This window comes from Hydrocarboniphaga effusa AP103 (genome assembly GCF_000271305.1).
Taxonomy (GTDB): domain Bacteria; phylum Pseudomonadota; class Gammaproteobacteria; order Nevskiales; family Nevskiaceae; genus Hydrocarboniphaga; species Hydrocarboniphaga effusa.
In genome coordinates this window covers 1,052,899-1,075,870 of record NZ_AKGD01000001.1, presented here as the reverse complement: position 1 = coordinate 1,075,870, position 22,972 = coordinate 1,052,899, and the positions used below count along the sequence as shown (strand labels likewise).

Sequence of the window (22,972 nt, the reverse complement as noted above, 5' to 3'; positions counted from 1 at the left end):
TGGTCATGACATCGGCTTCGTCATCAGCCCTGTTCTCATCGTTCGCCTTGCGCGGACTGACGCTGCGCAATCGCATCGTCGTGTCGCCGATGTGTCAGAACAGTGCGGTCGATGGCCTGCCGACTCCCTGGCATGCGATGCATCTCGGCTCGCTCGCGGTGTCCGGCGCGGGCCTGCTGATCCTCGAAGCCACGGCTGTCGAAGCCGATGGCCGCATCACCATCGACGATCTCGGGCTCTACAACGACGCGCAGGAAGCCGCGCTGAGCAAGCTCGTCGCCGACATTCGCAGCTACTCCGACATTCCGCTCGGCATCCAGCTCGGTCATGCGGGACGCAAGGCGTCGACCAAGTCTCCGAACGACGGACGCTTTCGCACGCTCGTGCTCGGCGAAGGCGAAGCCTGGCAGACCTGGGCGCCTTCTTCGATCGCCTTCGGCGAAGGCTGGCCGACCCCGCGCGAACTCGATGCAAGCGGGCTCGCTCGCATTCGCGCAGCCTACGTGCAGGCGGCGAAGCGCGCCGAGCGTATCGGCTTCGAGCTGCTCGAATTCCATGCGGCACACGGCTATCTGCTGTCGCAGTTCCTGTCGCCGCTGACGAACCAGCGCAAGGATGGCTACGGCGGCAGCCTCGAAAACCGCATGCGCTTTCCGCTCGAATGCCTGAGCGCGGTGCGCGAAGCCTGGCCTGCGCACAAGCCGATCGGCGTGCGCATCAACGGGTCGGATTTCACCGACGGCGGACTCACGCCGGACGAGGCCACGATCTACGCGCAGGCGCTGCGCGAACACGGCGCGGACTACGTCACCACCTCGGCCGGCATGGTCACGCCCGAGAGCCGCTTTCCGCGCGTGGAGCCCGGCTATCTGCTGCCGCTCGCCAGGCCGCTGCGCGAGCGGGGCATCGTCACGATGGGCGTCGGCATGATCCTGACGCCGCGACAGGCCGAGCAGGTCATCGCCGAAGGCCAGGCCGATCTCGTCGCGCTCGCCCGCGCGCTGCTCGACGATCCGCGCTGGGTCTGGCATGCGGCCGAAGCCCTGGGCGCCGAGCCTTCGAATTCGCCAACGCCATCGGTGATCCCGCATCGCTACTTCTACGCCCACCCGCGCAAGTGGGCGGGTTATCGCATCGTCCATCCGCCTGCGCAAAGCACCGCGCAGGCCTGAATCAACACGCATCACGAGAACGAGAGCACCACACCTATGGGCAAGCAGATTCCGATCAAGGAAGACCTCTTCACCTGGCCTTCCGATGCGCCGCAGCTGATCGGCGGCAAGTGTCCCGAATGCGGTGAGCATCACTTTCCGCTGCAGCAGAACTGCCCGAGCTGCGCGAGCCGCCGCATCGACGCGGTGAAGCTGAGCCGCCGCGGAAAATTGTGGACCTGGACCACGCAGACCTTCGTTCCGCCGGTGCCTCCGTACACGGGGCCGATCGAGAACTTCAAGCCGTTCGGCGTCGGCTACATCGAGCTGCCCGAAGGGCTTTGCGTCGAAGGCCGCCTGACCACGGCCGACATCGACAAGCTCAAGATCGGCATGGAAGTGGAACTCGTCGTCGAGACCTTCAGGACGGACGAGCAGGGCAACGACATTCTCAGCTACGCCTTCGCTCCGGTTTGAGCGCGACGGACAGACAACACTAGAGACAGCAATGGCAAACGATATTGATATCGCCATCATCGGCGTCGGCCTCTACGGCTTCGGCCGCCACCCGGAAGTTTCGGCGATCCAGATGGGCGTCGAAGCCGCGAACAAGGCGATGGACGACGCGGGGCTGGGCTGGCGCGACGTGCAGGTGGGCTACGTCGGCAGCCTGTCGGTGATGATGCCGGAGACGATGACGAAGTTCTTCGGCTACACCGGTATGGCGATGAGCAAGATGTTCAACGGCTGCGCCACCGGCGGCAACCTGCTGCTCAACACGGCCAACGCGATTCGTGCGGGCCGCGGCGACATCGGCATCTGCATCGGGCTCGACAAGCATCCCAAGGGCGCGTTCTCGGCCGGCGAAAGCATGGACTCCACCGCGCTGCCGCAGTGGTATGGCGACATCGGCCTGACCGTGAACCCGCAGTTCTTCGCGATGAAGATCCAGCGCTACATGCACGACTACGGCATCAGCCCGGCGACGCTCACGCGCACCGCGGTCAAGGCGTTCCAGAACGGCGCGCTCAATCCGGCGGCCTGGCGTCGCAGCGCGCTGACGGCCGAGCAGATCGACAGCTCGCAGATGGTCTGCGATCCGCTGCGCAAGTATCACTTCTGCTCGCCGAGCGACGGCGCGGCCGCGGCCATCGTCTGCCGCGCGGATATCGCGCATCGCTTCCCGGGCACGCCGATCTATCTGCGCGCCGCCGAGTTCCGCACGCGCGAATACGGCAGCATCGACGTGCAGGCCACGTCGTTCTCGACCAAGGCCACGGTCGGTGCGAGCGAAGCAGCGGCCAAGGCGGCGTTCGAGGCGGCCGGCATCGGTCCGGACGAAATCGACATCGTGCAGTGCCAGGACACCGAAGTCGGCCACGAGATCATGCATCTCGCCGAACTCGGCCTGGTCCGGCATGGCGAACAGGAAGGCCTGATTCGCGATGGCGGCACGTCGCTCACCGGCCGTCTGCCGACGAACACCGACGGCGGCTTGCTTGCGAACGGCGAGCCGATCGGGGCTTCGGGTCTGCGCCAGGTGCACGAGATCGTGCGCCAGCTGCGCGGCGTCGCCGGGCCTCATCAGGTTCAGCGCGAGCTCAAGACGGGTATCACGCACGTCTACGGTTTCCCGGGTTCCAGCTGCGTGACGATCCTGTCGAAGTGATCCGACGTTGATGACGTTGATTCGGCCAGGAGCGCGCGCATGAACGAAAACACCTCCGCATCCATTCGCTACGGGCAGATCCGCTACGAGCAGATCGGTGCGGTCGTGCGCGTGCTGCACGACAGGCCCGAGCGTGCGAACGCCGAAAGCGAAGCGTTGCTCGCCGAACTCGACGCCGCGCTCGAACGCGCCAAGCACGACGATTCCGTGCGCGTGCTGATCCTCGGCGGCACCGGCGATCACTTCTCGGCGGGCCATGACCTGCACGATGGCACCACCTCGCGCGGCGCCTACACGCCCGAGCAGCATTGGGTCTGGGAGCAGGAGCACTACTACGGCAATGCGATGCGCATCTGGGATTTTCCCAAGCCCACGATCGCGCAGGTGCAGGGCGCCTGCATCGCGGCCGGCTTCATGGTCGCGAACTCCTGCGACCTGATGGTGGCGAGCGATGACGCCTACTTCGCCGATCCGGTCGTGCACAGCCTCGGGGCCGCCGCGGTCGAAGTGCTGCTGCATCCCTGGGTGCTCGGACTGCGCAAGGCCAAGGAGTTCCTGTACACGGGCCAGCGCATCACCGCGGCCGAAGGCGAGGCCTGGGGCATGATCAATCACGTCGTGCCGCGCGATCGGCTCGAAGCCTTCACCTTGCAGCTCGCGCAACGCATCGCCGAAGCGCCGCCGATGGCGATCCGCATGCTCAAGCGCTCGCTCAATCGCAGCGCGGACATCCAGGGCTATCGCAACGCGCTCGACGCGCACTTCGATACGCACCTGCTGAGTTCTTCGACGCAGGAGTTCAAGGACATCGTCGCCAAGGGCATGCAGGCCTCGATGAGCGCGGCGAAGAAAGTGCAGGGCCGCTCATGAGCCGGACGATGAAAGCCCTGCTGCTGAGTGGAACCGGCTTCGAACACTTCGGCCTGGCCGAATGCGAGGCTCCGCGTCCGCAGGCGGGTGAAGTGCTGCTGCGCATGCGCGCGGCCGGCATCACGCTGCGGGACTACAAGGTGGTCACCGGCGCGTACGGCGCCGACGGCCAGACAAGGCCGCTGATTCCGGGTGGTGAAGGGGTTGGCGAGATCGTCGAACTCGGCGAGGGCGTGCGTGGCCTCGAGATCGGCCAGCGCGTGAGCCCCTTGTTCGTTCAAGGCTGGGTCGACGTGCATCCAAGGCGCGAGACGATCGCCGGCGGAACGCTCGGTGGCCCGCTGCTGCATGGCTGCTATGGCCAATACCTGGCCGTGCGTGCGGACAGCGTCGTCGAAGCGCCTGAGCATCTGAGCGATGCAGAGGCCGCGACGCTGCCGTTTGCCGGTGTCGCGGCCTGGCGCACGATTCACGAGCAGGGCGCGATCGGCCATGGCGATACGGTGGTGATTCAAGGTACCGGCGGCATTCCGCTGTTCGCCTTGCAGTTCGCCAAGCGGGCCGGCGCTCGCGTGATCGTTACCTCGAAGAGCGACGACAAGCTCGAACGCGCCAGGCAACTCGGCGCCGATCACGTCATCAACTACGCGAACACGCCGGATTGGGCGCAGGCCGTGCTCGATCTCACGAACGGCGAGGGCGCGCATCTGGTGCTCGATCCGGGCGGCTCGGCAACGATCGCGCAGTCGGTGCGCGCGGTGCGTCCTTGCGGGGCGATCAGCGTGTTCAACGCGCTCGGCGCGGCCGACATCGGCGTCAACCTGCCGTATCTGCTCGGCCACAACCTGCGCGTCCACGGCGTCAATGCGGGTTCGCGGATCGCGCATCGCAAGGCGGCGCTCGCGATGTCGGCCGGCAAGCTCAAACCCGTCATCGAAAACATCGTAAGCCTGGCCGAAGGCCCGCAGGCCGTGGCACACGCGCCCAAGGCCGAGCAGTTCGGCAAGGTTTGTCTGCAGTTCGACCTGTAAGCGATTCGACAAGAGATTCCATGGACTTCAACGACACTCCAGAAGAAGCCGCGTTTCGCGCCGAGGCGCGCAGCTGGCTCGCTTCGGTGGCCCGCAAGCGCACCGCGAGCAATTCGTTCGCGATCAGCCAGGAAACCGGCGACTTCGACGCCGAATTCCCGAAGCAGCGCGAATGGCAGCGGCAGAAGTACGACGCCGGATTCGGCGCGATCTATTTTCCGCAGGAGGTCGGCGGGCGCGGCGGTACCAGCCTGCAGAACATGACCTTCATGGAGGAGGAGGCGCGCTTCGACGTGCCGGTGACCGCGCATTTCATGATCGTCAATCGCGGCTGCTGCTCGCTGCTCATGCGTCACGGAACCCCCGAGCAGAAAGCGCTCATTCCGGCGACGCTGCGCAGCGATCTGATCTGGTGCCAACTGTTCTCCGAACCCGGCGCGGGCTCCGATCTCGCCGGCGTGCGCACGCGCGCCGAGCGTGACGGCGACGACTGGGTCATCAATGGCCAGAAGATCTGGACCTCCAACGCGCAGTACGCCGACTGGGGCGTGCTGATCGCGCGCACCGATCCGAGCGTGCCCAAGCACAAGGGCCTGACCTTCTTCATCGTCGACATGAAGTCCAAGGGCATCGAGCTGCGGCCGATCAAGCAGCTCACGGGCGCCTCGAACTTCAACGAGGTGTTCTTCAACGATCTGCGCATTCCGGATGCGCATCGCGTCGGCGAGGTCAACGCGGGCTGGAAAGTCACCGTGTCCTTCCTCGCGGGCGAACGCACCAACATCGCGATCAAGGAGCTCATGCCGCTGATCGGCGGCATCGTGAACCTCGCGCGCCAGGTGCAGATCAACGGCAGGCCGGCGATCGAAGACGGTGAGGTGCGCTCGAAGATCGCGAGCTTCTACATTCGCGAAGCCGGCGTGCGCTTCACCGTGCAGCGCATGCTCACGGCGCTGTCGCGCGGCGAGGAGCCCGGGCCCGAGATCACCATCGGCAAATACACGATCGCCAATCTCGTGCAGGAGATGACCGCGTTCGCGCTCGACCTGCAGCATGCCTCGGGCGCGGTGATGACGCCCGATGCGGTGCCGTTCGACGCGATCTTCCAGAGCGAATGGTTCGGCTCGGTGATCGACCGCCTTGGCGGCGGCACCGACGAGGTGCTCAAGAACGTCGTCGGTGAGCGCATTCTCGGCCTGCCCGAAGACGTGCGCGTCGACAAGACCATGCCGTTCAACCAGATCAAGGCCCTCAAGGCATAGGACGATCCGACATGGACTTCGATTTTTCGGACGAACAGAAAGTCATTCGCGACGAAGCCCGCAAGCTGCTCGCGGCCCAGTGCGATCTCAAGCGCGTGCGCCGCGTGCTCGAAGGCGAGGCGAGTTTCGATCGCGAGCTCTGGCAGACCATCGCCGAGGCCGGCTGGATCGGTTCGGCGATCGGCGAAGAACACGGCGGTCTCGGGCTGGGTCGCGTCACGCTCTGCGTGATCGCCGAAGAACTCGGCCGCGCGCTCGCGCCGGTTCCGGTGGCGGCCTCGATCTACCTCGCGGCCGAAGCGCTCGCGCTGTCGAACCACGAGGCGCTCGCCGCCGAGCTGTTGCCCAAGCTCGCATCGGGCGAGCTCATCGGCACGCTCGCGCTGACCGAAGGCGTCAAGCCCCTGCATGCACTCGACGCGATCGAGACCAAGGTGATCGATGGACGGCTCACCGGCAGCAAGCTGCCGGTGCTTTTTGGCCACATCGCCGACTTTGCGCTCGTGGCCGCGAAGAATGCGGCCGGTGTCGTCGGGCTCTATCGGCTCGATCTGAATGCGCAGGGCGTCGAGCGCACATTGCTCGACAGCATCGACCCGACCTTGCCGCTCGCGCGCATCGAGTTCACTCGAGTGGCCTGCACGCTGCTGATCGAAGATGCGACCGCGCTGCTGCCGAAGCTGCTCGATCGGGCTGCCGTGTTCCTTGCCTTCGAGCAGATCGGCGCGGCGACCGCGGCACTCGAAATGTCCTGCGACTACGCGCGCATCCGCCAGGCTTTCGGCCGGCCGATCGGCTCGTTCCAGGCGATCAAGCACAAGCTCGCCGAGATGTATACCAAGATCGAAATCGCGCGCTCGAATGCGTTCTATGCGGCCTGGGCACTCGAAGCCGATGCACCGGAGCTCGCGCTCGCGGCAGCGGCCGCGCGTCTCGCCGCGACGGATGCCTTCGAATGGACGGCCAAGGAAACCATCCAGACCCACGGCGGCATCGGTGCGACCTGGGAGGCCGATCCGCATCTGTTCTACCGGCGCTCGCGTGCACTCGCGAGCCTGCTCGACACTTCACTGGCCTGGCGCGACCGACTCGTGCACGAGCTCGAACTGCATTTCGCTGCCTAGCTCGCGGCGCGAAGAAAGGAATACAACATGCGTGAAGCCGTCATCGTCTCCACCGCGCGTACGCCGATCGGCAAGGCGTTTCGCGGTGCGCTCAACAACATCAAGTCGCCGACGCTCGCGGCGCATGCGATTCGCCATGCGGTGCGGCGCGCCGGCCTCGAAGGTGGTGAAGTCGAGGACGTGGTGCTCGGCAGCTGCCTGACCGCCGGTACGGCCGGACAGAATCTCGGCCGCATGGCCGCGCTTGCGGCCGGCCTCGGCAACTCCGCTTCGGCGCAGACGCTCGATCGCCAATGCGCCTCGGGCCTGATGGCGATCGCGACCGCGGCCAAGCAGGTCATCGTCGACGGCATGGACATCGTCGTCGGCGGCGGGCAGGAGAACATCTCCGCGCTCAATACGCCGTTCAACGATTGGGTGGCGCGCGAGAAGGACGACAACGTGCTGCGTTTCGCCGAGCACGCCTACATGCCGATGCTGCAGACCGCCGAGTTCGTCGCGAGAAAGTACGGCGTTTCGCGCGAGACGCAGGATCGCTACGCGCTGTGCTCGCAGCAGCGCACGGCCCAGGCGCAGGCCGCAGGCCGATTCGACGCCGAGATCGTGCCGATCGACGCGATCATGGCGGTCGTCGACAAGCAGACCAGGGAGACCACGTACAAGTCCGTCACGCTGTCGAAGGACGAAGGCAACCGCGCCGACACGACTTACGAGAGCCTTGCCGGGCTCAAGACCATCGTCGAGGGCGGCTGCATCACCGCGGGCAATGCTTCGCAGCTGTCCGATGGGGCGTCGGCGAGCGTGATCATGGAAGCGGGCGTCGCTGCGCGTCGCGGCTTGCAGCCGCTGGGCGTCTATCGCGGCATGGCGGTGGCCGGCTGCGCGCCCGAGGAAATGGGTATCGGCCCGATCTACGCGATTCCGAAGCTGCTCAAGCAGCATGGCCTGAAGATCGGCGACATCGGGCTGTGGGAAATCAACGAGGCCTTCGCCGTGCAGGTGCTCTATGTGCGCGATCACCTCGGCATCGATCCGTCGATCTACAACGTCGACGGCGGCGGCATTTCGATCGGCCATCCCTACGGCATGACCGGAGCCCGCGTGATCGGCCATGCGCTGCTCGAAGGCAAGCGCCGCGGCGTCAAGTACGTGGTCGCCGGCATGTGCATCGGCGGCGGCATGGGCGCTGCGGCGCTGTTCGAGATCGCCTGATGGGCCTCGACTACGACAAGGTCAAGAACTGGCCGCAGCCGCTGGTCACGCAGGAATACTCCGAGCGCGACAGCATTCTGTACGCGCTCGGCCTCGGCGCCGCGATGAGCAATCCGCCGGCCGCAGAAGACCTGCGCTATGTCTACGAAGGCGTGGCGGGCGGTGAGCTGGTGGCGCTGCCGACGATGTCCGCCGTGCTCGCGCTGCCGCACTTCTGGATGCAGGATCCCGAAGCCGGCATCGACTGGCAGAAGATATTGCACGGCGAGCAGTTTTTGCGCATGCATGCGCCGATGCCCGCGAGTGGTCGCGTGCGCTCGCAATGCCGCATCGAGGAGATCTACGACAAGGGCGCGGACAAGGGCGCGGTGCTGATCCAGACGCGCGACCTGATCGACGACGTCACCGGCACGCTGATCGCGACGATCGGCGCCTCGGTGTTCATGCGCGGCAACGGCGGCTTCGGCGGAAAGTCCGAAGGCGCGCCCAAGCCGCACACGCTGCCGGCCGATCGCGCGCCCGATGCGACGCTGGATTTGCAGACTCGTCCCGAGATGGCCGCGATCTACCGGCTCTCGGGCGACTACAACCCGCTGCACGTCGACGGCGTGGTGGCGAACAACGCCGGCTTTCCGGTGCCGATCCTGCACGGCATGGCAACCTACGGAGTGGCCGGACGCGCGATCATCAAGCTGCTGTGCGCGCATGATGCGAGCCGGCTGCGCGTGCTCAACTGCCGCTTCGCCAACCCGGTGTTTCCGGGCGAGACGATCCGCACCGAAGTCTGGCATCAGGGCGAGGGCATCGCCGGCTTTCGCTGCAAGGTGGTCGAGCGCGACCTCATCGTGCTCAACAACGGTTACGTGGAGTTTTCTTCATGAGCGAAATCACCGACGAACAGCTGCTCGAACGCTATCCGGGCGTTCGCATCGAGCACGACAACAAGGCCTTCTATCGCGGCCTGCTGAACCGGACGCTGCTGATGGACCGCTGCGGCGACTGCGCGCACTGGTTCCATCCACCGCGTCCGATCTGCCCCAAGTGCTGGTCGCGCAACATCCAGCCGACCGCCGTGAAAGGCTCGGGCACCATCCATCTGCTGATCTTCCTGCACCAGGGGCCGCCGGCTCCGGGCGTGAGCTACGACACGCCGCATCCGGTGGCGACCGTCGAACTCGACGAGCAGCCCGGCCTGCGCTTCACGAGCACGATCGTCGGCACGCCGAACGAAGAGCTGGCGATCGGCCAGCGCGTGCGCCTGGGCTGGGTCGATCGTCGCACCGGCGCCGATCCCAAGCCCGTTCCCGTCTTCGAGCGAGTCGATTCATGAGCGCGCGCCAGCCCAACCGCAACACCTATCGCATCCGGGACCAGGTCGCATTCGCGAGCGTGGCGACCACCGAGTTCTCGCGCACGCGCAACGATCGCACGCAGCTGTCGATGACCATCGACGCTTGCGTCGATGCGATTCGCGCCGCGGGTCTCACGGCCGCGGACATCGATGGCATCAGCGGCTCCGGTACTTCGCACGAAGCCAAGGTGCTGCAATCCACGCTCGGCATTCCGCGCCTGAGCTGGTGGGCGCAGCCGCCGCTCACGGGCACGTTCGCGACGACGATCTTCGAGGCCATGCATGCGATCCAGGCCGGCGCCTGCGAAACCGTGCTGTGCTACCACTCGGCTTATCGCCTGCCATGGCAATCGCGCGCCGCAGCGCTCGACCCGATGCGTCGCCGCGTCGGTGAACTCACCGGCATGATGGGCGCGGTCGAGCCCGAGACGATGAGTGGCTCGGTGGGCTATACGGCCTGGGCGAGCCGCTATCTGTATCAATATGGCCGCAAGCGCGAGGACTTCGGGCTCATCGCGATCAACAGCCGTTCGAATGCGATGCGCAACGAGCACGCGGTCATGCGCGATCCGCTGAGCATGGACGATTTCATCAAGGGCCGCATGATCCGCGATCCGCTGAGCGTCTACGACATGGACGTGGCGGTCGACGGTGCCGACGCCTTCATCGTCACCACGGCCGAGCGTGCGCGCGACCTCAAGCTCAAGCCCGTGCTGATTCACGCGCATGCCTCGGGCATGGTCGCTCCGAACGAAGAAGACCAACTGCCGGGCCTGCACGCGCACGGCCAGCAGATCGTCATCGACCTCATGAACCGGCGTAGCGAGATCGGCGTGAACGATGCCGATCTCTACTACCCCTACGATGGATTCACCTTGCTCGCGATCTCGTGGATCGAGAACTCCGGGCTCTGCAAACCCGGCGAAGGCGGAGACTTTCTGCGCGCCAACTGGAATGAGAGCGAGCAGCGTGCCCTGCTGCGCGGCCGGGTTCCGCTGAACTCGCATGGCGGCAGCCTCTGCGATGGCGCGACCCAGGGCTCGGGCCATATCCGCGAAGCGATCCTGCAGCTGCAGGGACGCGCGGGTTCGCATCAGGTTCAGGACGCGAAGTCCGCGCTGCTGCACATCGGCGGCTTCTTCTTCAACTCGCACGCACTCGCCTTGCACACGGCGTAAGCGGCGCATTCAAAGAACGGAAAATCAGGAGCGGCACATGGCGTTACTCGAAGGCAAGGTCGCGGTCATCACGGGAGCGGGCGGGGCGCTCGGCAGGGCGTATTCGCTGTTGCTCGCCAAGGAAGGGGCGAGCATCGTCGCCAACGACTACAGCGCCGAAGCGGCCGAGAAAACCGTCGCCGAAGTGCGCGCGGCCGGCGGCAAGGCGATCGCGGTGGTCGGCGATGTCGGCTCGGTGGCGAGCGGCGAAGCCGTCTGCAAGGCCGCCATCGACGCCTTCGGCGGCGTGCACATCCTCGTCAACAACGCGGGCATCCTGCGCGACAAGTCCTTTCACAACATGGACGAGTCGCTATGGGATTCGGTGATCCAGGTGCACCTCAAGGGTGCCTACGCGATGACCAAGCCGATCTTCACGTGGATGCGTGGAAACGGTGGCGGCGTGATCGTCAACACCACCTCGACCGCTGCGCTGTTCGGCAATTTCGGCCAGGCCAACTACGGCGCGGCCAAGGGCGGCATCTACACCTTCACCAAGACGCTCGCGGTCGAAGGCAAGAAGTACGGCATCCGCAGCTGGACCATCGCGCCGGCCGCGGTCAGCGCGCTGACCGGCGCAGTCGGCATGGACGAGGCGACACAGGCCGCGCTCAAGCCTGAGTACGTCGCGCCCGCACTGCTCTACATGGTCAGCTCGCTGTCGGGCGACAAGACCGGCAAGTGCCTGTACGTGTCGGGACCGAAGATCATGGAGCTCAAGCTCGAGGCCGGTCGCGGCGTGAAGGCGGCAGGGCTCACGGCGCAACAGCTCGCCGAGAACGAATCGCGCATCTTCCGCGACTCGCCGGAGCTGAGCTTCGACGACTTGAGCCGCATCGACTGATGCTGGAGCCGGCGAGCGCAGGCTTGCCGGGAATCCGCGGTTGCGCCGATGGCACAGTGCTTGCTGCCTGCGCTGCCACTACCGCGCTGTAGCGCCCGCCAGGCCCAAAGAAGGGCGCGGCGTGTCCGGACGAAGGCGTCTGGCCCGAGGAATTCCCACTCGGACCAGACGCCTTTTGTGTTTTCGGGCGGCTGTCGGCCGCCCTCGACGGCGGCACGAACGGATTCGAAGCAAGGGAGACGGGGGATGGAACCGACGATACTCGTGGGCTGCCGGTCGATGGAGCTCAGTGTCGACACCAGCGGGCGACGCCTGGTCGCGTGCACGAGCATGCTGCTGCTGATCGCCGCGTTGCTGTGCGTGCCGACGGTACGCGGTCTGGGCGGGGAGCTTTTGAAGACGGCGCGCAGCCTGTTCGAATCCGGCAGGGCCGCACCGGCCGCTGCGCCGGTCGTGCGGCGCGGTTTGCCGCGCAGCTTCGCGGGCGACATCCAACGGCTGCTGCCGCAGTATCGCGATCATTTCCACGCGGCGGCGACGCGCTCCGGCGTCGACTGGCGGCTGCTCGCTGCGATCGGCTACCAGGAGTCGCACTGGAATCCGCAGGCCGTGAGCTATACCGGCGTGCGCGGCCTGATGATGCTCACGCAGGACACCGCGGCGATACTCGACGTGTCGGATCGCGAGGATGCCGAGCAGAGCATCCACGGTGGTGCGCGCTGGTTCGCGCAGCTGCGACGCCGGCTGCCGCGCCAGATCGTCGAGCCCGATCGCACCGCGATGGCGCTCGCCGCCTACAACCAGGGCTTGGGCCACCTGCTCGACGCGCGCCAGCTCGCCGCGCAGCGTGGCGGAGACGCCAACCGCTGGTCCGACGTGCGCAGCGCCCTGCCGCTGCTGGCCCAGCCCGAATGGGCCGCCAAGACGCGCTACGGCCAGGCTCGCGGCGATGAGGCCGTGGACTTCGTCGACCGGGTGCTGCGTTATCACGAGGCGCTGCGTGCCATCGACGGTGCGGCAGGCGCCAAGCCGCAGGTGGTGGCGAGCCGCTAGCTGTGCCGGACGCGCGGCAGCGGCAGCCCCCTCAACCGAGATCGGCGAGCAGCGCGTCGGGCGTATCGGTGAAATCGCGCGTCGAGTTCGGCATGCGCAGCGCATGTTCGGCGATGCCGCTGCGGAACACGAAGCACGATCCGTTGACGTGGCCGGTTTGCGCGGCGTTCTCGAGAGGATCGAGCGTGACCGTGCGCGAGCCCGAGATCATCACCGCGCGGCGCAGCACGACGATGGCTTCGAGTTCGTCCGCATCGCTGAAAGTCTCGCGCGCCCAGGGCAGCATCTTCTGCCAGCTGCGGCCCGCGTAGGGTTCGGGTGCGAGGATGTTCTGGCCTTCGACGGTCCAGTGCAGCAGCTCGCGCCCATCGCGGGAGAGCCGCAATTCGCGCGGGCCTTCGAGCTTCCACCAGGGCGCTTCGATGTCGTACTGACGACGTGCGGTTCCGCGCGCCGCATGCGCGATCGCAAGGCCTGCGGTATCGAACATGTGCGTGCATTGTTCGCCGGCGGGCGTGTGCCGGAAGATCGCGGTCGCATCGGGCGTGAGCTTCATGCCGACCAGGCGCTTGAGCTGATGCGCGGCCGGCACGCAGAGCGTCCACGGCGTGCGGATGGTGATGCCTTCGATCGCGGTCACGCGCTCGCCGTCGTGGCGGATCTCGACGCCGTAGCGATGCGGATCGTCCTCGAGATCGGCGCGTGCCCAGCCGGGGCCGGTGACGATGCGCAGCCGGCGCCGGTAGATGCCGGACCGATGCCGGGAATAAAGCGGAGAAACGCTCATGCGGGCGGCGAGGGCGCTTCGCCGCGACGGCGAAAGCGTTCGCTGACGCCGGCCTCCGACAACACGCGGAACACCGCGTCGGAGGCGGCGATGAGCTTGCCTGCGCTCGTGAACTCCACGTCGACGAAGGCGATGCTGCGGCCCTTGCGCCGAATGCGGCCGCGCGCTTCCACCCAATCGCCGAGACGCGCCGAGGCGATCATCTGCGTCGACAGCTGCAAGGTCACGACGGTGGGCGTCGGCTCCGGGCCGGCGATCAGCGTGTAGGCTGCGGCGAAGTCGGCGAAACCCGCGATGAAGCCGCCGTGCAGCTCCTTGAACGGATTGCAGTGGTGCTCGTCGGCCCGCACGCCGAGCACCGGATAGCCGTTCTCGCGCCTGACCCAGAACGGGCCGATGCGCCCGACATAGGAGCGATTGAAAGTCGGCTCGAGCAGGCTGAAGCCTTCGGGAATATCGGGGCGTTCCGTGCTCATGCGCGGTTCTTCGGGAAGGTCACGGCGGACAAGATGCGCAGCAGGCCGGCCTCGCGCACGAGCGCGATCAGTTCGGGCTGGCGCACGAAGATCGAGCCGCCGAAGGACATCGCGTTGAGTGAGATTCGCTCGTCTCCATGCTCCCAGGTCTCCCGGCTGCGCGGAACCAGCAGCATCCAGCCGCGCATCGCGAGCAGGTTGTAGGGCGGCAGGCGTTCGCCTTCCGCGGCGCGCAGGCCGCAGAACTCGCAGGCTGCGCGATATGCCTCGTGCAGGCGCGCGCTGGCCGCTTCGAGCGAATCCGGCCAGGCGCCGTCGAGCCGCACGAAGGCATGCCGGAACGGCAGTGCATCGAGCTGCTGCACGGCGCCGCCCGCCATCGCACCCGGCAGCAGGGCCTCGATCAGCGGCGCGCTGAACGGTGCGATCTGCAGGTGCCTGTGCTGCACGCTCGCGCCGGCCGTGGTGCCCGAGTTGTAGAAGGCCAGGCCGTCGATATCCCGCATCGCCAGCGCGAGCGCGGCGAAATCCGTGCGCTGCAGCGCAAGCTCCTGATCGACGAAAGCCCGGCTGATCACCAGCACGTGATTGAGCAGCACCGGAAACTTGTTGAGCAGCAGCACGTGCTCGTCGCCGAGGTCGGCGACATGGAGCGCCGGGTCGTAGGGCAGAAACGGATTGAAGCTCGCCGAAGGCTTGGCGCCCGGCTTCGGAATGCTCGCCTGGTCCTTGCGCTCGAGCGAGGAGGCCCATTCGATGCGATACGGCAGGCCGTTGTCGCTGGCGGCTTCGCGCGCGACGTGGAAGGGAACCAGCGCGCCGCTCGCGAGCGCGCGCTGGGTGGTTTCGGCGCTGGCTTTGGCCAGATCGGGGCTCATGCGGTCTTCCGCCAAACGATCGATGGTTGGGAGTAAGCCTGGAAGACTACCGCGAGCCCGCGGGCGGTGCGCTCGGTACGTCCTTGAACGCCCCCTTGTCGACGCGGATCTCGGGCGGCAGGCCCAGCACGCGCTCGGCGAGCACGTTGCGCAGGATTTCGTCGGTGCCGCCTTCGATGCGATGCAGGGCGCCGAAGTGGAACATCCAGTGGAAGCAGTAGGCTGGGTCGTCGCCTTCGCTCCGCACGAGCGCGCGCGAGCCGAGCAGGTCGAGCCCGAAGGCCGCGATCTCCTGCGTCGTATTGGCGCCCACGAGCTTGCCGACCGAGGCTTCGGGGCCGGGCTCGCCGCCTTCAGCGAGCGCGGTCAGCAGGCGCTGTACGCCGAAGCGGACGCCGCAATCCTTCGCGTACCAGTCGGCGAGCTTGAGCCGCACGGCTTCGGAATCGATCGGCCTGGCTCCGCTCGCATCGGGCTGGTTGGCGAGTTCGAAGATCTCCTCGAAGCCCATCGGCGTGCTCGCGCCGATGGTCATGCGTTCGTTCATGAGCGTGGTCAGGGCCACTTTCCAGCCATTGTTCACGCCGCCGAGCACCTGGGCGTCGGGCACGAAGACATCGTCGAAGAACACTTCGTTGAAGTGCGCGTGCCCCGAAAGCTCGGCGATCGGCCGCACCGTGAGGCCGGGCGATTTCATGTCGAGATACAGCATGGTCAAACCCTTGTGCTTGACCGCCTCGGCATCGGTGCGCACGAGCGCCATGCCCCATTCGGCGTAATGCGCGCCGGAGGTCCAGAGCTTCTGTCCGTTGAGCTTGAAGCCGCCCTCGACCTTCTCGGCGCGCAGGCGCACGCCGGCCAGATCGGAACCCGCGGCGGGCTCGCTGAACATCTGGCACCAGACGTTCTCGCCGCGCGCGATCGCCGGCAGGAAGCGGCGCTTGTCCTCGTCGCTCGCGAAGGCCATCAAGGTCGGGGCGATGAAGCCCTGGCTGATCATGAAGGGGCCGTTGAGTTCGACGAACGGGCCTTCTTCTTCCTGGAAGATGACGTTCTCGACGGGCGTCAGTCCCCGGCCGCCGTACTCGCTCGGCCAGACCAGGCAGGCCCAGCCGGCCTCGTGCTTGGTGCGCTGCCAGCGCTTGGACAGCGCGATCCAGTCGGCCTCGTTTTCGAACGGCTTGCCGGCGAAGCGCAGCTTGCGCGCGATCGCGACCTGGTCCCAGGGCGCATGCTCGCGAATGAAGGCGCGTGCACGCGCGCGGAAGTCGGCTTGTTCGACGGTGTCGGCGAGATTCATGGGCGTTCTCAGGCGGCGCAGGCGTGCTGGCGGACGAGCAGGCTGACGAGGCGTTCCTTCCAGAACACCTGCGAGCCCGGCGAATTCGCAAGTGATTGCGCGCGCCGGTAGTAAAGGTGGGCGTCGGATTCCCAGGTCACACCGATGCCGCCGTGGATCTGCAGACACTGCTTCGCGCACAGGCGAAACGCATCGCTCGCCGAAATACGCGCGACGGCGGCCGCTTCGGCGACACGGCTTTCGTCGCTCGCGAGCGCAGCCGCGGCGAAATAGCCATTCGATCGTGCGACTTCGAGCGAAGCGAGCATGTCGGCCATGCTGTGCTTGAGCGCCTGGAACGAGCCGATCGCGCGGCCGAAGGCGTAGCGCGTGCGGCTGTAGTCGCGCGCCATCTCGAGCGCCGCTTGCGCGCCGCCGAGCTGTTCGAAGGCGGTGAAGATGGCGAAGCGATCGAGCATGCGCTGCCAAAGCGCCTGGGCCTGCGCTCCGCTCGCGAGCGATGTCGCGGGCGCGTTCGCCAGCGTGAAAGTGCCGGCCGGATGCAGCAGGTCGAGTGTCGTCTCGGGGTTGCCGATGCGGGTCGCCACCGGCAGCTCGACGAGCAGAAGATGGGCTTCGTTCCCCTCGCCGACCAGCGTGATCGCGACGTTCGCCGAAGCCGCGTCGAGAAGCGGACGGGTGCTGCCGCTCAGTTCGGCCGTTCCGGACGAAAGCCGAGGCGCTTGCTGCCAGTCCTGCGTCAGCAGCAGCAAGCCGGTCGCCGAACCCTCCGCGATTTTCGGCAGCCATGTCGCTTGTGCCTCGGGCGCGTCGCAAAGCGACAGCGCGCTCGCGAAGCCGCAGCTCGATGCGCTGAATGGAATCGCGGCGAGTGCACGGCCGCATTCCTCCGCGAGCACGCAGAGCGCGAGGTCGCCGAGTTCGCTGCCACCGAAGTTCTCGCCGACACCCGCCGCGAGCCAGCCGGTCTGCGCGAGGCGGTTCCAGAGTTCCAGATCGCGCTCGTGTCCGCGTTCGATCTGATGCAGGCCCGAGCGTGCGTCGCTCGACGCGAGCACGGTGCGGAACTCCTCGCGGATGGCGTCGATCTCGGCTGAAAAGGCCAGATGCATGGTGTGTTCTCTCCGGCTTCCCTGTGAAGCCCGAATGCGGGAATAGGGCAATGGCATGCTGCGTTTATCGAATAATAGTGTACCATTTTGACCGCCCGTTCCAGCCGGCCCGATCCGGCATCGAAATCCAAGCCAAATCGCGGGCGCAGAGCAGGAGGAGAGCGCAGTGAATCCAATCGATCCGCGGCAGTTCCGCAACGCCCTCGGCGCGTTCACGACCGGCGTCACCGTGGTGACCACGCGCGATGCGCAGGGCCAGGACGTGGGACTGACGGCGAACAGCTTCAGCTCGGTGTCGCTCGATCCGCCGATGGTGCTCTGGAGCCTGGCCAAGAACTCCAACAGCCTGCCGGCTTTCATGGGCAGCGATCACTTCGCGGTGCACATCCTGTCGACCAGGCAGCAGCCGATGTCCGATCGCTTCGCCAAGCGCGGGGCGGACAAGTTCGGCGGGCTCGACATCGCGCGCGGGCATGGCGAGGTTCCGCTGCTGAACGATTGCGCGGCCCGCTTCGAGTGCCGCATGGCATATCGCTACGAAGGCGGCGATCACATGATCTTCGTCGGCGAAGTGCTCAAGTTCGAGCACTTCAATCTGCCGTCACTGGTCTATCAGTCCGGCGGCTACGCGCTGGCGGTGAAGAAGCCGGCGGAATACGCGGCCGAGGACGCGAGCTATTCGAGCGAGAGTTTCGGGCGCAACGCGCTGACCTATCTGCTCGGGCGCGTGTATCACCAGATGCGCTTCCAGCTCAAGGCGTTTCTCGATGAGCGCGGGATCGATGACGTCGGACATCAGGTGCTCGGCATCCTCGGCATCCGCGACGGGCGCAGCATCGGCGAACTCGATGCGATGGTGCGCGTCACCGGCCCGCGTGTCGATCTCGAATCGCTGGCTTCGCTCGAAGGCCGGGGCTTGGTGAAGATCGAGGGGCAGGGCGCCGGCGCGGTCGTGCATCTGACCGATTCCGGACGCGACCTCAGCATCGAGATCGTGGCCGCCACCAAGTCGATCGAAGACGACGCGCTCGAAGTGTTCGACCCGACCGAAGTGCAGGTGATGACGCATCTCGTGCGCCGGCTCGCGCGTCGCACCTCGGTGGAAACGCCGCCGCTTTGGAAGAAGGCCGACTGAGCATCCCGAGATGCGAGGCTTCGCCCTTCTCCTTCCGGGAGAAGGTGGCGCATGGCGCCGGATGAGGGTTACTCAGTGACAGCAAGACTTGTCGATTGCTGAAGATCCCTCATCCCAACCCTCTCCCCGGGGGAGAGGGAGAAAACAGTGGCTCTCGTCACGCCCCGCGTGTCGCCCCGCCCGGATAGTTTCCGCCACCGAAGAGCTTGTCGAGCGTCGCATAATCCACCGCGCCGGCTGCCGTACGCGGCAGCTTTTCGATGAATTCGACATGGCGCGGTTTCTTGTACGAGGCGATGTGCGCGCGGCAATGCTCGATGAGCTCTTCGCGCGTCGCGCTGCTGCCGGGCTTGAGCTGCACGATCGCCTTGACGCTCTGCACCCACTTGTCGTCGGGCACGCCGATGATGCCGCAGTCGGCCACCGCCGGATGCGAGCGCAGGCAACCTTCGACTTCTGCCGGATAGATGTTCTCGGCCATCGACTTGATCATCTGCGTCTTCGGGCCGACGAAGCTCAGCGAGCCGTCGCTCTCGCGGCGGCCGAGATCGTTCGTGTAATGCCAGCCGCCGCGCTGGCGCTGCGCGTTGAGCTCGGGCCTGCGCCAGTAACCGTGCATGACGGTCGGGCCGCGAATGACGATCTCGCCGGTTTCGCCCGGCGCGACTTCGTTGTCGTCCGCATCGAGGATGCGCACCATCGCGACCGGGCCGGTGCGGCCGTTGCGCGAGGCGCATTTGCCGAAGCCGTAGTACTGCCAGACCACCGGGCCGCCGACTTCGGTCTGGCCGAAACCGAACAGGCTGCGCTCGGGCGTGACCGTGACCATCGCATCCCACTCGGGCGACAGGCTCGGCGAGCGCAGGCATTTGAGATCGTAGAGGCCGCCGCGGTTGAGTTCGACGATCTCGTGCTGGGTCTTGCCGACGAGGAAGGCGAGCGTGCAGCGATGGTTGTGGATGTGCTCGGCCACCGCGCGTGCGTCGGTGCGGCGGATGAAGACGTTGGTGCCGCCGACGTGGAACACGGCGGTGCTGACCATCAGCGTGCCGATATGGAACAGCGGGCCCGAATTCAGGAACACGGTTTCGCTGCGCAGGGCCTGGATGTCGACCAGCGAGAGGTTCTGCCAGAGCAGGGCGGTCTGGCTCATCATCGCCCCGTTCGGGCGTCCCGTGAACGCGGCCGTGTACATGATCATGCAGGGCAGCGACGGATCGCTCGTGCGCCCTTCGGCGGCCATCGCATCGAAGCGCGAACCCGAGGCGACGTAGGCGTCGTAGGAATCCGATCCGTGCGAGTCGAAGGCGACCCACACCGCGGGCTTGAAGCTCGCGGCCTCGCGCGCGGCCAGCACCGTGGCGCCGATCTCCTGGTCCTGCCAGATCGCGACCCTGGGTTCGAGGTCGTCGATCACGAAGGCGATTTCGGCTGCGGTCTGCCGCCAGTTGAGCGGGCAGAACTGGGCGCCGATGCGCGCGCAGGCGATCAGCAGTTCGAGCACCGCATGCGTGTTCTGGCCCATCCACAGCACGCGATCGCCGACGCCGACGCCCGAAGCCTGCAGTGCATTGCCGAGCTGGATCACGCGGTCTGCGAGCTGCGGGTAGGTGAACACGCGGTGCTCGAATACCGCGGCGATGCCATGGGGATGCGTGCGGCGATGCTCTTCGAGCAGGCCGTCGAGCGTGAGGGAATGCAGGACGTCGTTCATCGGAAGGACTCGGTGCGACTGCCGCGGTTGGCATGCCGTGATTTGAATAGGATACCATTTAGGTCGACAGATTCCAGAGTCCGGGGACCGTGCCCGGCACGATCGACATCACGAGGAGATTCCCAGTGTCCCAGGCCTATATCGCCGGCGTCGGCATGATTCCGTTCCTCAAGCCCGGCAAGAGCGAAACCTACGAGAAGATGGCCGAGGCGGCCGTGCGCGCGGCACTCGCCGACGCCGGCATCGACTACTCGCAGATCGAAGAAGCCGCGGTCGGCTACACGATGGGCGATTCCTGCAATGGCCAGGAGGCGTTGTACCGTCTCGGCCTCACCGGCATTCCGATCGTCAACGTCGAGAACGCCTGTGCTTCGGGTTCTTCGGCGGTGTACCTGATGCGCCGCGCGGTCGAAAGCGGCGATGCCGACATCGCGATCGCGGTCGGCTTCGAGCAGATGCCGCAGGGCTCGCCGATGAATTCCTTCGCCGATCGTCCGATGTTCTCGAAGATCAAGGAGGCGACGCGCGCGATCCAGGGCTGGGAGGAAGACACCGCGATTCCGCTGCAGGTCTTCGGCGGCGCCTACAACGAGCTCAAGCGCCAATACGGCTACCAGGACGAGACCTTCGCGATGCTGTCGGTGAAGTCGCGTGCGCATGCGCAGCACAATCCGTACGCGCTGTTCCGCGAGACCACGACGGTCGAAGCGGTGCTCAATTCCAAGCCGATCTGGGGTCCGCTGACCTTGTTCCAGTGCTCGCCTTCGACCTGCGGCGCGGCGGCGGCGATCATCGTGTCCGAGCGTGTGAAGCGTCGCCTGGGTCTCGACCGCGCGGTGCGCATCGCCGGCCAGGCGCTCGCGACCGACGTCGACGAGAGCTTCTCGTCGATGAGCATGTGCGATGTCGTCGGCGCCAAGGTTTCCGCGCGCGCCGCGGCCAAGGCCTTCGATCTCGCATCGGTGGGCCCGGAAGACATCGACGTGGTCGAGCTGCACGACTGCTTCACGTCGAACGAAATCGTCTGCTACGAAGCGCTGGGCTTCACCAAGCCCGGCGAATCCGAGAAGTTCATCGTCGAAAAGCAGAACACCTACGGCGGCCGCGTCGTCGTCAATCCTTCGGGAGGCCTGCTGTCGAAGGGACACCCGATCGGGGCGACCGGCATCGCGCAGATGTGCGAGCTGGTCTGGCAGCTGCGCGGTGAAGCCGGCAAGCGCCAGGTCGAGGGCGCGCGCGTCGCGATGCAGCACAACGTCGGTCTCGGCGGCGCGAGCGTCGTCACCATTCTGCGCAAGTGAGCACGACATGAGCTTCGAAATCGATTACCGGATCGGCGGCAACTGGGAGAAGGGCGAGGTCGGCGAGCCGATCGACGACTTGAACCCCGCCAATCAAGGCGAAGTGCTCGCCCGCTTCAGGCTCATGAGCCGCGAGCAGCTGGGCCGCGCGATGGATGCGGCCGCACGAGGTGCGGTGACCTGGCGCAAGACCTCGGCGATCGCGCGTGCCGGCGTGCTCGGCAAGGCGGCACTGAGCCTGCGCGCGCAGCGCGACGAGATCGCGCGGGTGATCTCGCTCGAAAACGGCAAGACGCTCGCCGAGGCGAGCGTCGAGGTCGAAAAGAGCGCTGATTTTCTCGACTTCTACGCAGCCACTGCGCGCTTGCCGCAGGGCGGACAGATCGCCGACGGCCGTGCCGGTACGCGCGCGATGGCGATGGTCGAGCCGATCGGCATCGTCGTCATGATCACGCCGTGGAACGATCCGATGCTGACGCCGGCGCGCAAGCTCGGTCCCGCGCTGATCAGCGGCAACTCGGTGGTGCTCAAGCCGGCGCGCGAAACGCCACTGGCCGCCTGGTATCTCGTCAAGGCGCTCGTCGATGCGGGCCTGCCCGAAGGCGTGCTCAATCTCGTCATGGCCGATCACGCGGCGCTCGACGAACTCATGCTCGGCGATGCGCGCATCGCGGCGGTGACGTTCACGGGTTCGACCGAAGTGGGTCTCGGTTTGTCGCGCAAGCTCGCCGGTCGCAACGTGCGCCTGCAGGCCGAAATGGGCGGCAAGAACGCCTCGGTGGTGCTCGCCGATGCCGATCTCGATCTCGCGGTGTCGACGATTGTCGGAGCGGGCTTCGGCCAGGCCGGACAGCGCTGCACGGCAACCAGCCGCGTCATCGTCGAAGCGTCCGTGCACGATGCCTTCGTCGCCAGGCTCGCCGATGCGCTCAAGACGCTAGCGCTTGGTGCAGGCACTCAAGCTGGAACCAAGATCGGCCCGGTCGTCAGCCGTCGGCATCAGAAGGAAGTGCTCGCGCACGTGCAAGGTGCGCGTGAATCGAATGCGACGATTCTGCTTGGCGGCAATGCGCCGCAAGGCGAGACGCTGAGCCAGGGCTGCTTCGTCGAGCCGACGCTGATCACCGGCGTGACCGACCAGATGCCGATCTGGCGCGACGAGGTGTTCGGCCCGGTCGTCGTGGTGCGCGCGGTTGCTTCGTTCGAAGAGGCCGTCGCCGCCGTCAACGACTCGCAGTACGGACTGTCGGCTGCGCTGTTCACCAACTCGCTGCGCCATGCGCAACTCTTTCTCGATGAAGCCGACACCGGGCAAGTCAGCATCAACCTGCCGACTTCGGGTTGGGACGTGCATCAGCCGTTCGGTGGCTTCAAGGACTCGGGTTCCGCGTTCAAGGAGCAGGGCCTGGAAGGCCTGCGCTTCTACACGCGCACGAAGATGGCGGCGGTACGCTTCGAGTGGTGAATCAGCAGTCGATGGCGTCT

The 22,972-nt window shown here is 66.4% G+C and carries 22 protein-coding genes; 16 read left to right on the top strand and 6 right to left on the bottom strand.

Features of this window, described 5'->3' with window-relative positions:
- Window positions 1-5 precede the first annotated feature (5 nt).
- The 13 genes from WQQ_RS04750 (at window position 6) to WQQ_RS04690 (ending at window position 12,784) form a co-directional block, all read left to right on the top strand.
- Window positions 6-1,172 carry an NADH:flavin oxidoreductase/NADH oxidase gene (locus tag WQQ_RS04750; RefSeq protein ID WP_007183935.1) on the top strand — a complete coding sequence of 389 codons (1,167 nt, stop codon included), beginning with the start codon at window positions 6-8 and terminating at the stop codon, window positions 1,170-1,172.
- Window positions 1,173-1,208: 36 nt separating this feature from the next.
- Window positions 1,209-1,628, top strand: coding sequence for a Zn-ribbon domain-containing OB-fold protein (locus tag WQQ_RS04745; protein WP_007183934.1), 420 nt, complete (start codon window positions 1,209-1,211; stop codon window positions 1,626-1,628).
- A gap of 31 nt (window positions 1,629-1,659) precedes the next feature.
- Window positions 1,660-2,820 carry a thiolase family protein gene (locus WQQ_RS04740; protein ID WP_007183933.1) on the top strand — a complete coding sequence of 387 codons (1,161 nt, stop codon included), beginning with the start codon at window positions 1,660-1,662 and terminating at the stop codon, window positions 2,818-2,820.
- 39 nt (window positions 2,821-2,859) lie between these two features.
- Complete coding sequence (locus WQQ_RS04735; protein ID WP_007183932.1) at window positions 2,860-3,690, top strand: enoyl-CoA hydratase; 831 nt, start codon at window positions 2,860-2,862, stop codon at window positions 3,688-3,690.
- 8 nt (window positions 3,691-3,698) lie between these two features.
- Complete coding sequence (locus tag WQQ_RS04730) at window positions 3,699-4,721, top strand: zinc-dependent alcohol dehydrogenase family protein (RefSeq protein WP_007183931.1); 1,023 nt, start codon at window positions 3,699-3,701, stop codon at window positions 4,719-4,721.
- Between the two features lie 20 nt (window positions 4,722-4,741).
- Window positions 4,742-5,983, top strand: coding sequence for an acyl-CoA dehydrogenase family protein (locus WQQ_RS04725; RefSeq protein ID WP_007183930.1), 1,242 nt, complete (start codon window positions 4,742-4,744; stop codon window positions 5,981-5,983).
- Window positions 5,984-5,994: 11 nt separating this feature from the next.
- On the top strand, window positions 5,995-7,107 hold the full coding sequence (locus tag WQQ_RS04720) for an acyl-CoA dehydrogenase family protein (RefSeq protein ID WP_007183929.1): 1,113 nt from the start codon (window positions 5,995-5,997) through the stop codon (window positions 7,105-7,107).
- 27 nt (window positions 7,108-7,134) lie between these two features.
- Entirely contained in the window at window positions 7,135-8,319 is a 1,185-nt protein-coding gene (locus WQQ_RS04715; protein WP_007183928.1) for an acetyl-CoA C-acyltransferase, read from the top strand.
- Window positions 8,319-9,200 (top strand): MaoC/PaaZ C-terminal domain-containing protein, encoded by an 882-nt coding sequence (locus WQQ_RS04710; protein WP_007183927.1) that lies wholly within the window; start codon window positions 8,319-8,321, stop codon window positions 9,198-9,200. Before WQQ_RS04715 ends, WQQ_RS04710 begins: the two co-directional genes overlap by 1 nt.
- Window positions 9,197-9,649: a Zn-ribbon domain-containing OB-fold protein gene (locus tag WQQ_RS04705; protein ID WP_007183926.1), complete on the top strand. Its 453-nt coding sequence runs from the start codon at window positions 9,197-9,199 to the stop codon at window positions 9,647-9,649. The genes WQQ_RS04710 and WQQ_RS04705 overlap by 4 nt, the downstream gene beginning before the upstream one ends.
- Window positions 9,646-10,848 (top strand): thiolase family protein, encoded by a 1,203-nt coding sequence (locus WQQ_RS04700; protein ID WP_007183925.1) that lies wholly within the window; start codon window positions 9,646-9,648, stop codon window positions 10,846-10,848. Before WQQ_RS04705 ends, WQQ_RS04700 begins: the two co-directional genes overlap by 4 nt.
- A gap of 37 nt (window positions 10,849-10,885) precedes the next feature.
- A complete protein-coding gene (locus WQQ_RS04695) occupies window positions 10,886-11,731 on the top strand; it encodes an SDR family NAD(P)-dependent oxidoreductase (protein WP_007183924.1) in 846 nt (281 codons plus the stop codon).
- A 246-nt stretch (window positions 11,732-11,977) separates the two neighbouring features.
- Window positions 11,978-12,784 carry a transglycosylase SLT domain-containing protein gene (locus WQQ_RS04690; RefSeq protein WP_050997569.1) on the top strand — a complete coding sequence of 269 codons (807 nt, stop codon included), beginning with the start codon at window positions 11,978-11,980 and terminating at the stop codon, window positions 12,782-12,784.
- Window positions 12,785-12,815: 31 nt separating this feature from the next.
- Here WQQ_RS04690 and WQQ_RS04685 read toward each other — a convergent pair whose 3' ends face one another.
- Genes WQQ_RS04685 through WQQ_RS04665 form a run of 5 tightly spaced genes read right to left on the bottom strand, consistent with a single transcriptional unit; the run spans window position 12,816 to window position 17,337 of the window.
- Window positions 12,816-13,571 (bottom strand): DUF2889 domain-containing protein, encoded by a 756-nt coding sequence (locus WQQ_RS04685; RefSeq protein ID WP_007183922.1) that lies wholly within the window; start codon window positions 13,569-13,571, stop codon window positions 12,816-12,818.
- Window positions 13,568-14,047, bottom strand: a complete 480-nt coding sequence (locus WQQ_RS04680; protein ID WP_007183921.1) for a PaaI family thioesterase — start codon at window positions 14,045-14,047, stop codon at window positions 13,568-13,570. The genes WQQ_RS04685 and WQQ_RS04680 overlap by 4 nt, the downstream gene beginning before the upstream one ends.
- Window positions 14,044-14,925, bottom strand: coding sequence for an ATP adenylyltransferase family protein (locus WQQ_RS04675; RefSeq protein ID WP_007183920.1), 882 nt, complete (start codon window positions 14,923-14,925; stop codon window positions 14,044-14,046). Before WQQ_RS04675 ends, WQQ_RS04680 begins: the two co-directional genes overlap by 4 nt.
- Window positions 14,926-14,971: 46 nt before the next feature.
- Window positions 14,972-16,225 (bottom strand): acyl-CoA dehydrogenase family protein, encoded by a 1,254-nt coding sequence (locus WQQ_RS04670; protein ID WP_007183919.1) that lies wholly within the window; start codon window positions 16,223-16,225, stop codon window positions 14,972-14,974.
- 8 nt (window positions 16,226-16,233) lie between these two features.
- Window positions 16,234-17,337 carry an acyl-CoA dehydrogenase family protein gene (locus WQQ_RS04665; RefSeq protein WP_007183918.1) on the bottom strand — a complete coding sequence of 368 codons (1,104 nt, stop codon included), beginning with the start codon at window positions 17,335-17,337 and terminating at the stop codon, window positions 16,234-16,236.
- A gap of 166 nt (window positions 17,338-17,503) precedes the next feature.
- Between WQQ_RS04665 and WQQ_RS04660 the strand changes: the two genes are divergently transcribed.
- Window positions 17,504-18,472: a flavin reductase gene (locus WQQ_RS04660; protein WP_007183917.1), complete on the top strand. Its 969-nt coding sequence runs from the start codon at window positions 17,504-17,506 to the stop codon at window positions 18,470-18,472.
- Window positions 18,473-18,629: 157 nt separating this feature from the next.
- Here WQQ_RS04660 and WQQ_RS04655 read toward each other — a convergent pair whose 3' ends face one another.
- Window positions 18,630-20,186, bottom strand: a complete 1,557-nt coding sequence (locus WQQ_RS04655; protein WP_007183916.1) for an AMP-binding protein — start codon at window positions 20,184-20,186, stop codon at window positions 18,630-18,632.
- Window positions 20,187-20,311: 125 nt separating this feature from the next.
- On the opposite strand from WQQ_RS04655, the gene WQQ_RS04650 reads away from it, so the two are divergent.
- Entirely contained in the window at window positions 20,312-21,487 is a 1,176-nt protein-coding gene (locus tag WQQ_RS04650) for a thiolase C-terminal domain-containing protein (protein WP_007183914.1), read from the top strand.
- A 7-nt stretch (window positions 21,488-21,494) separates the two neighbouring features.
- Window positions 21,495-22,952: an aldehyde dehydrogenase family protein gene (locus tag WQQ_RS04645; RefSeq protein ID WP_007183913.1), complete on the top strand. Its 1,458-nt coding sequence runs from the start codon at window positions 21,495-21,497 to the stop codon at window positions 22,950-22,952.
- The last annotated feature ends 20 nt before the right edge of the window (window positions 22,953-22,972 follow it).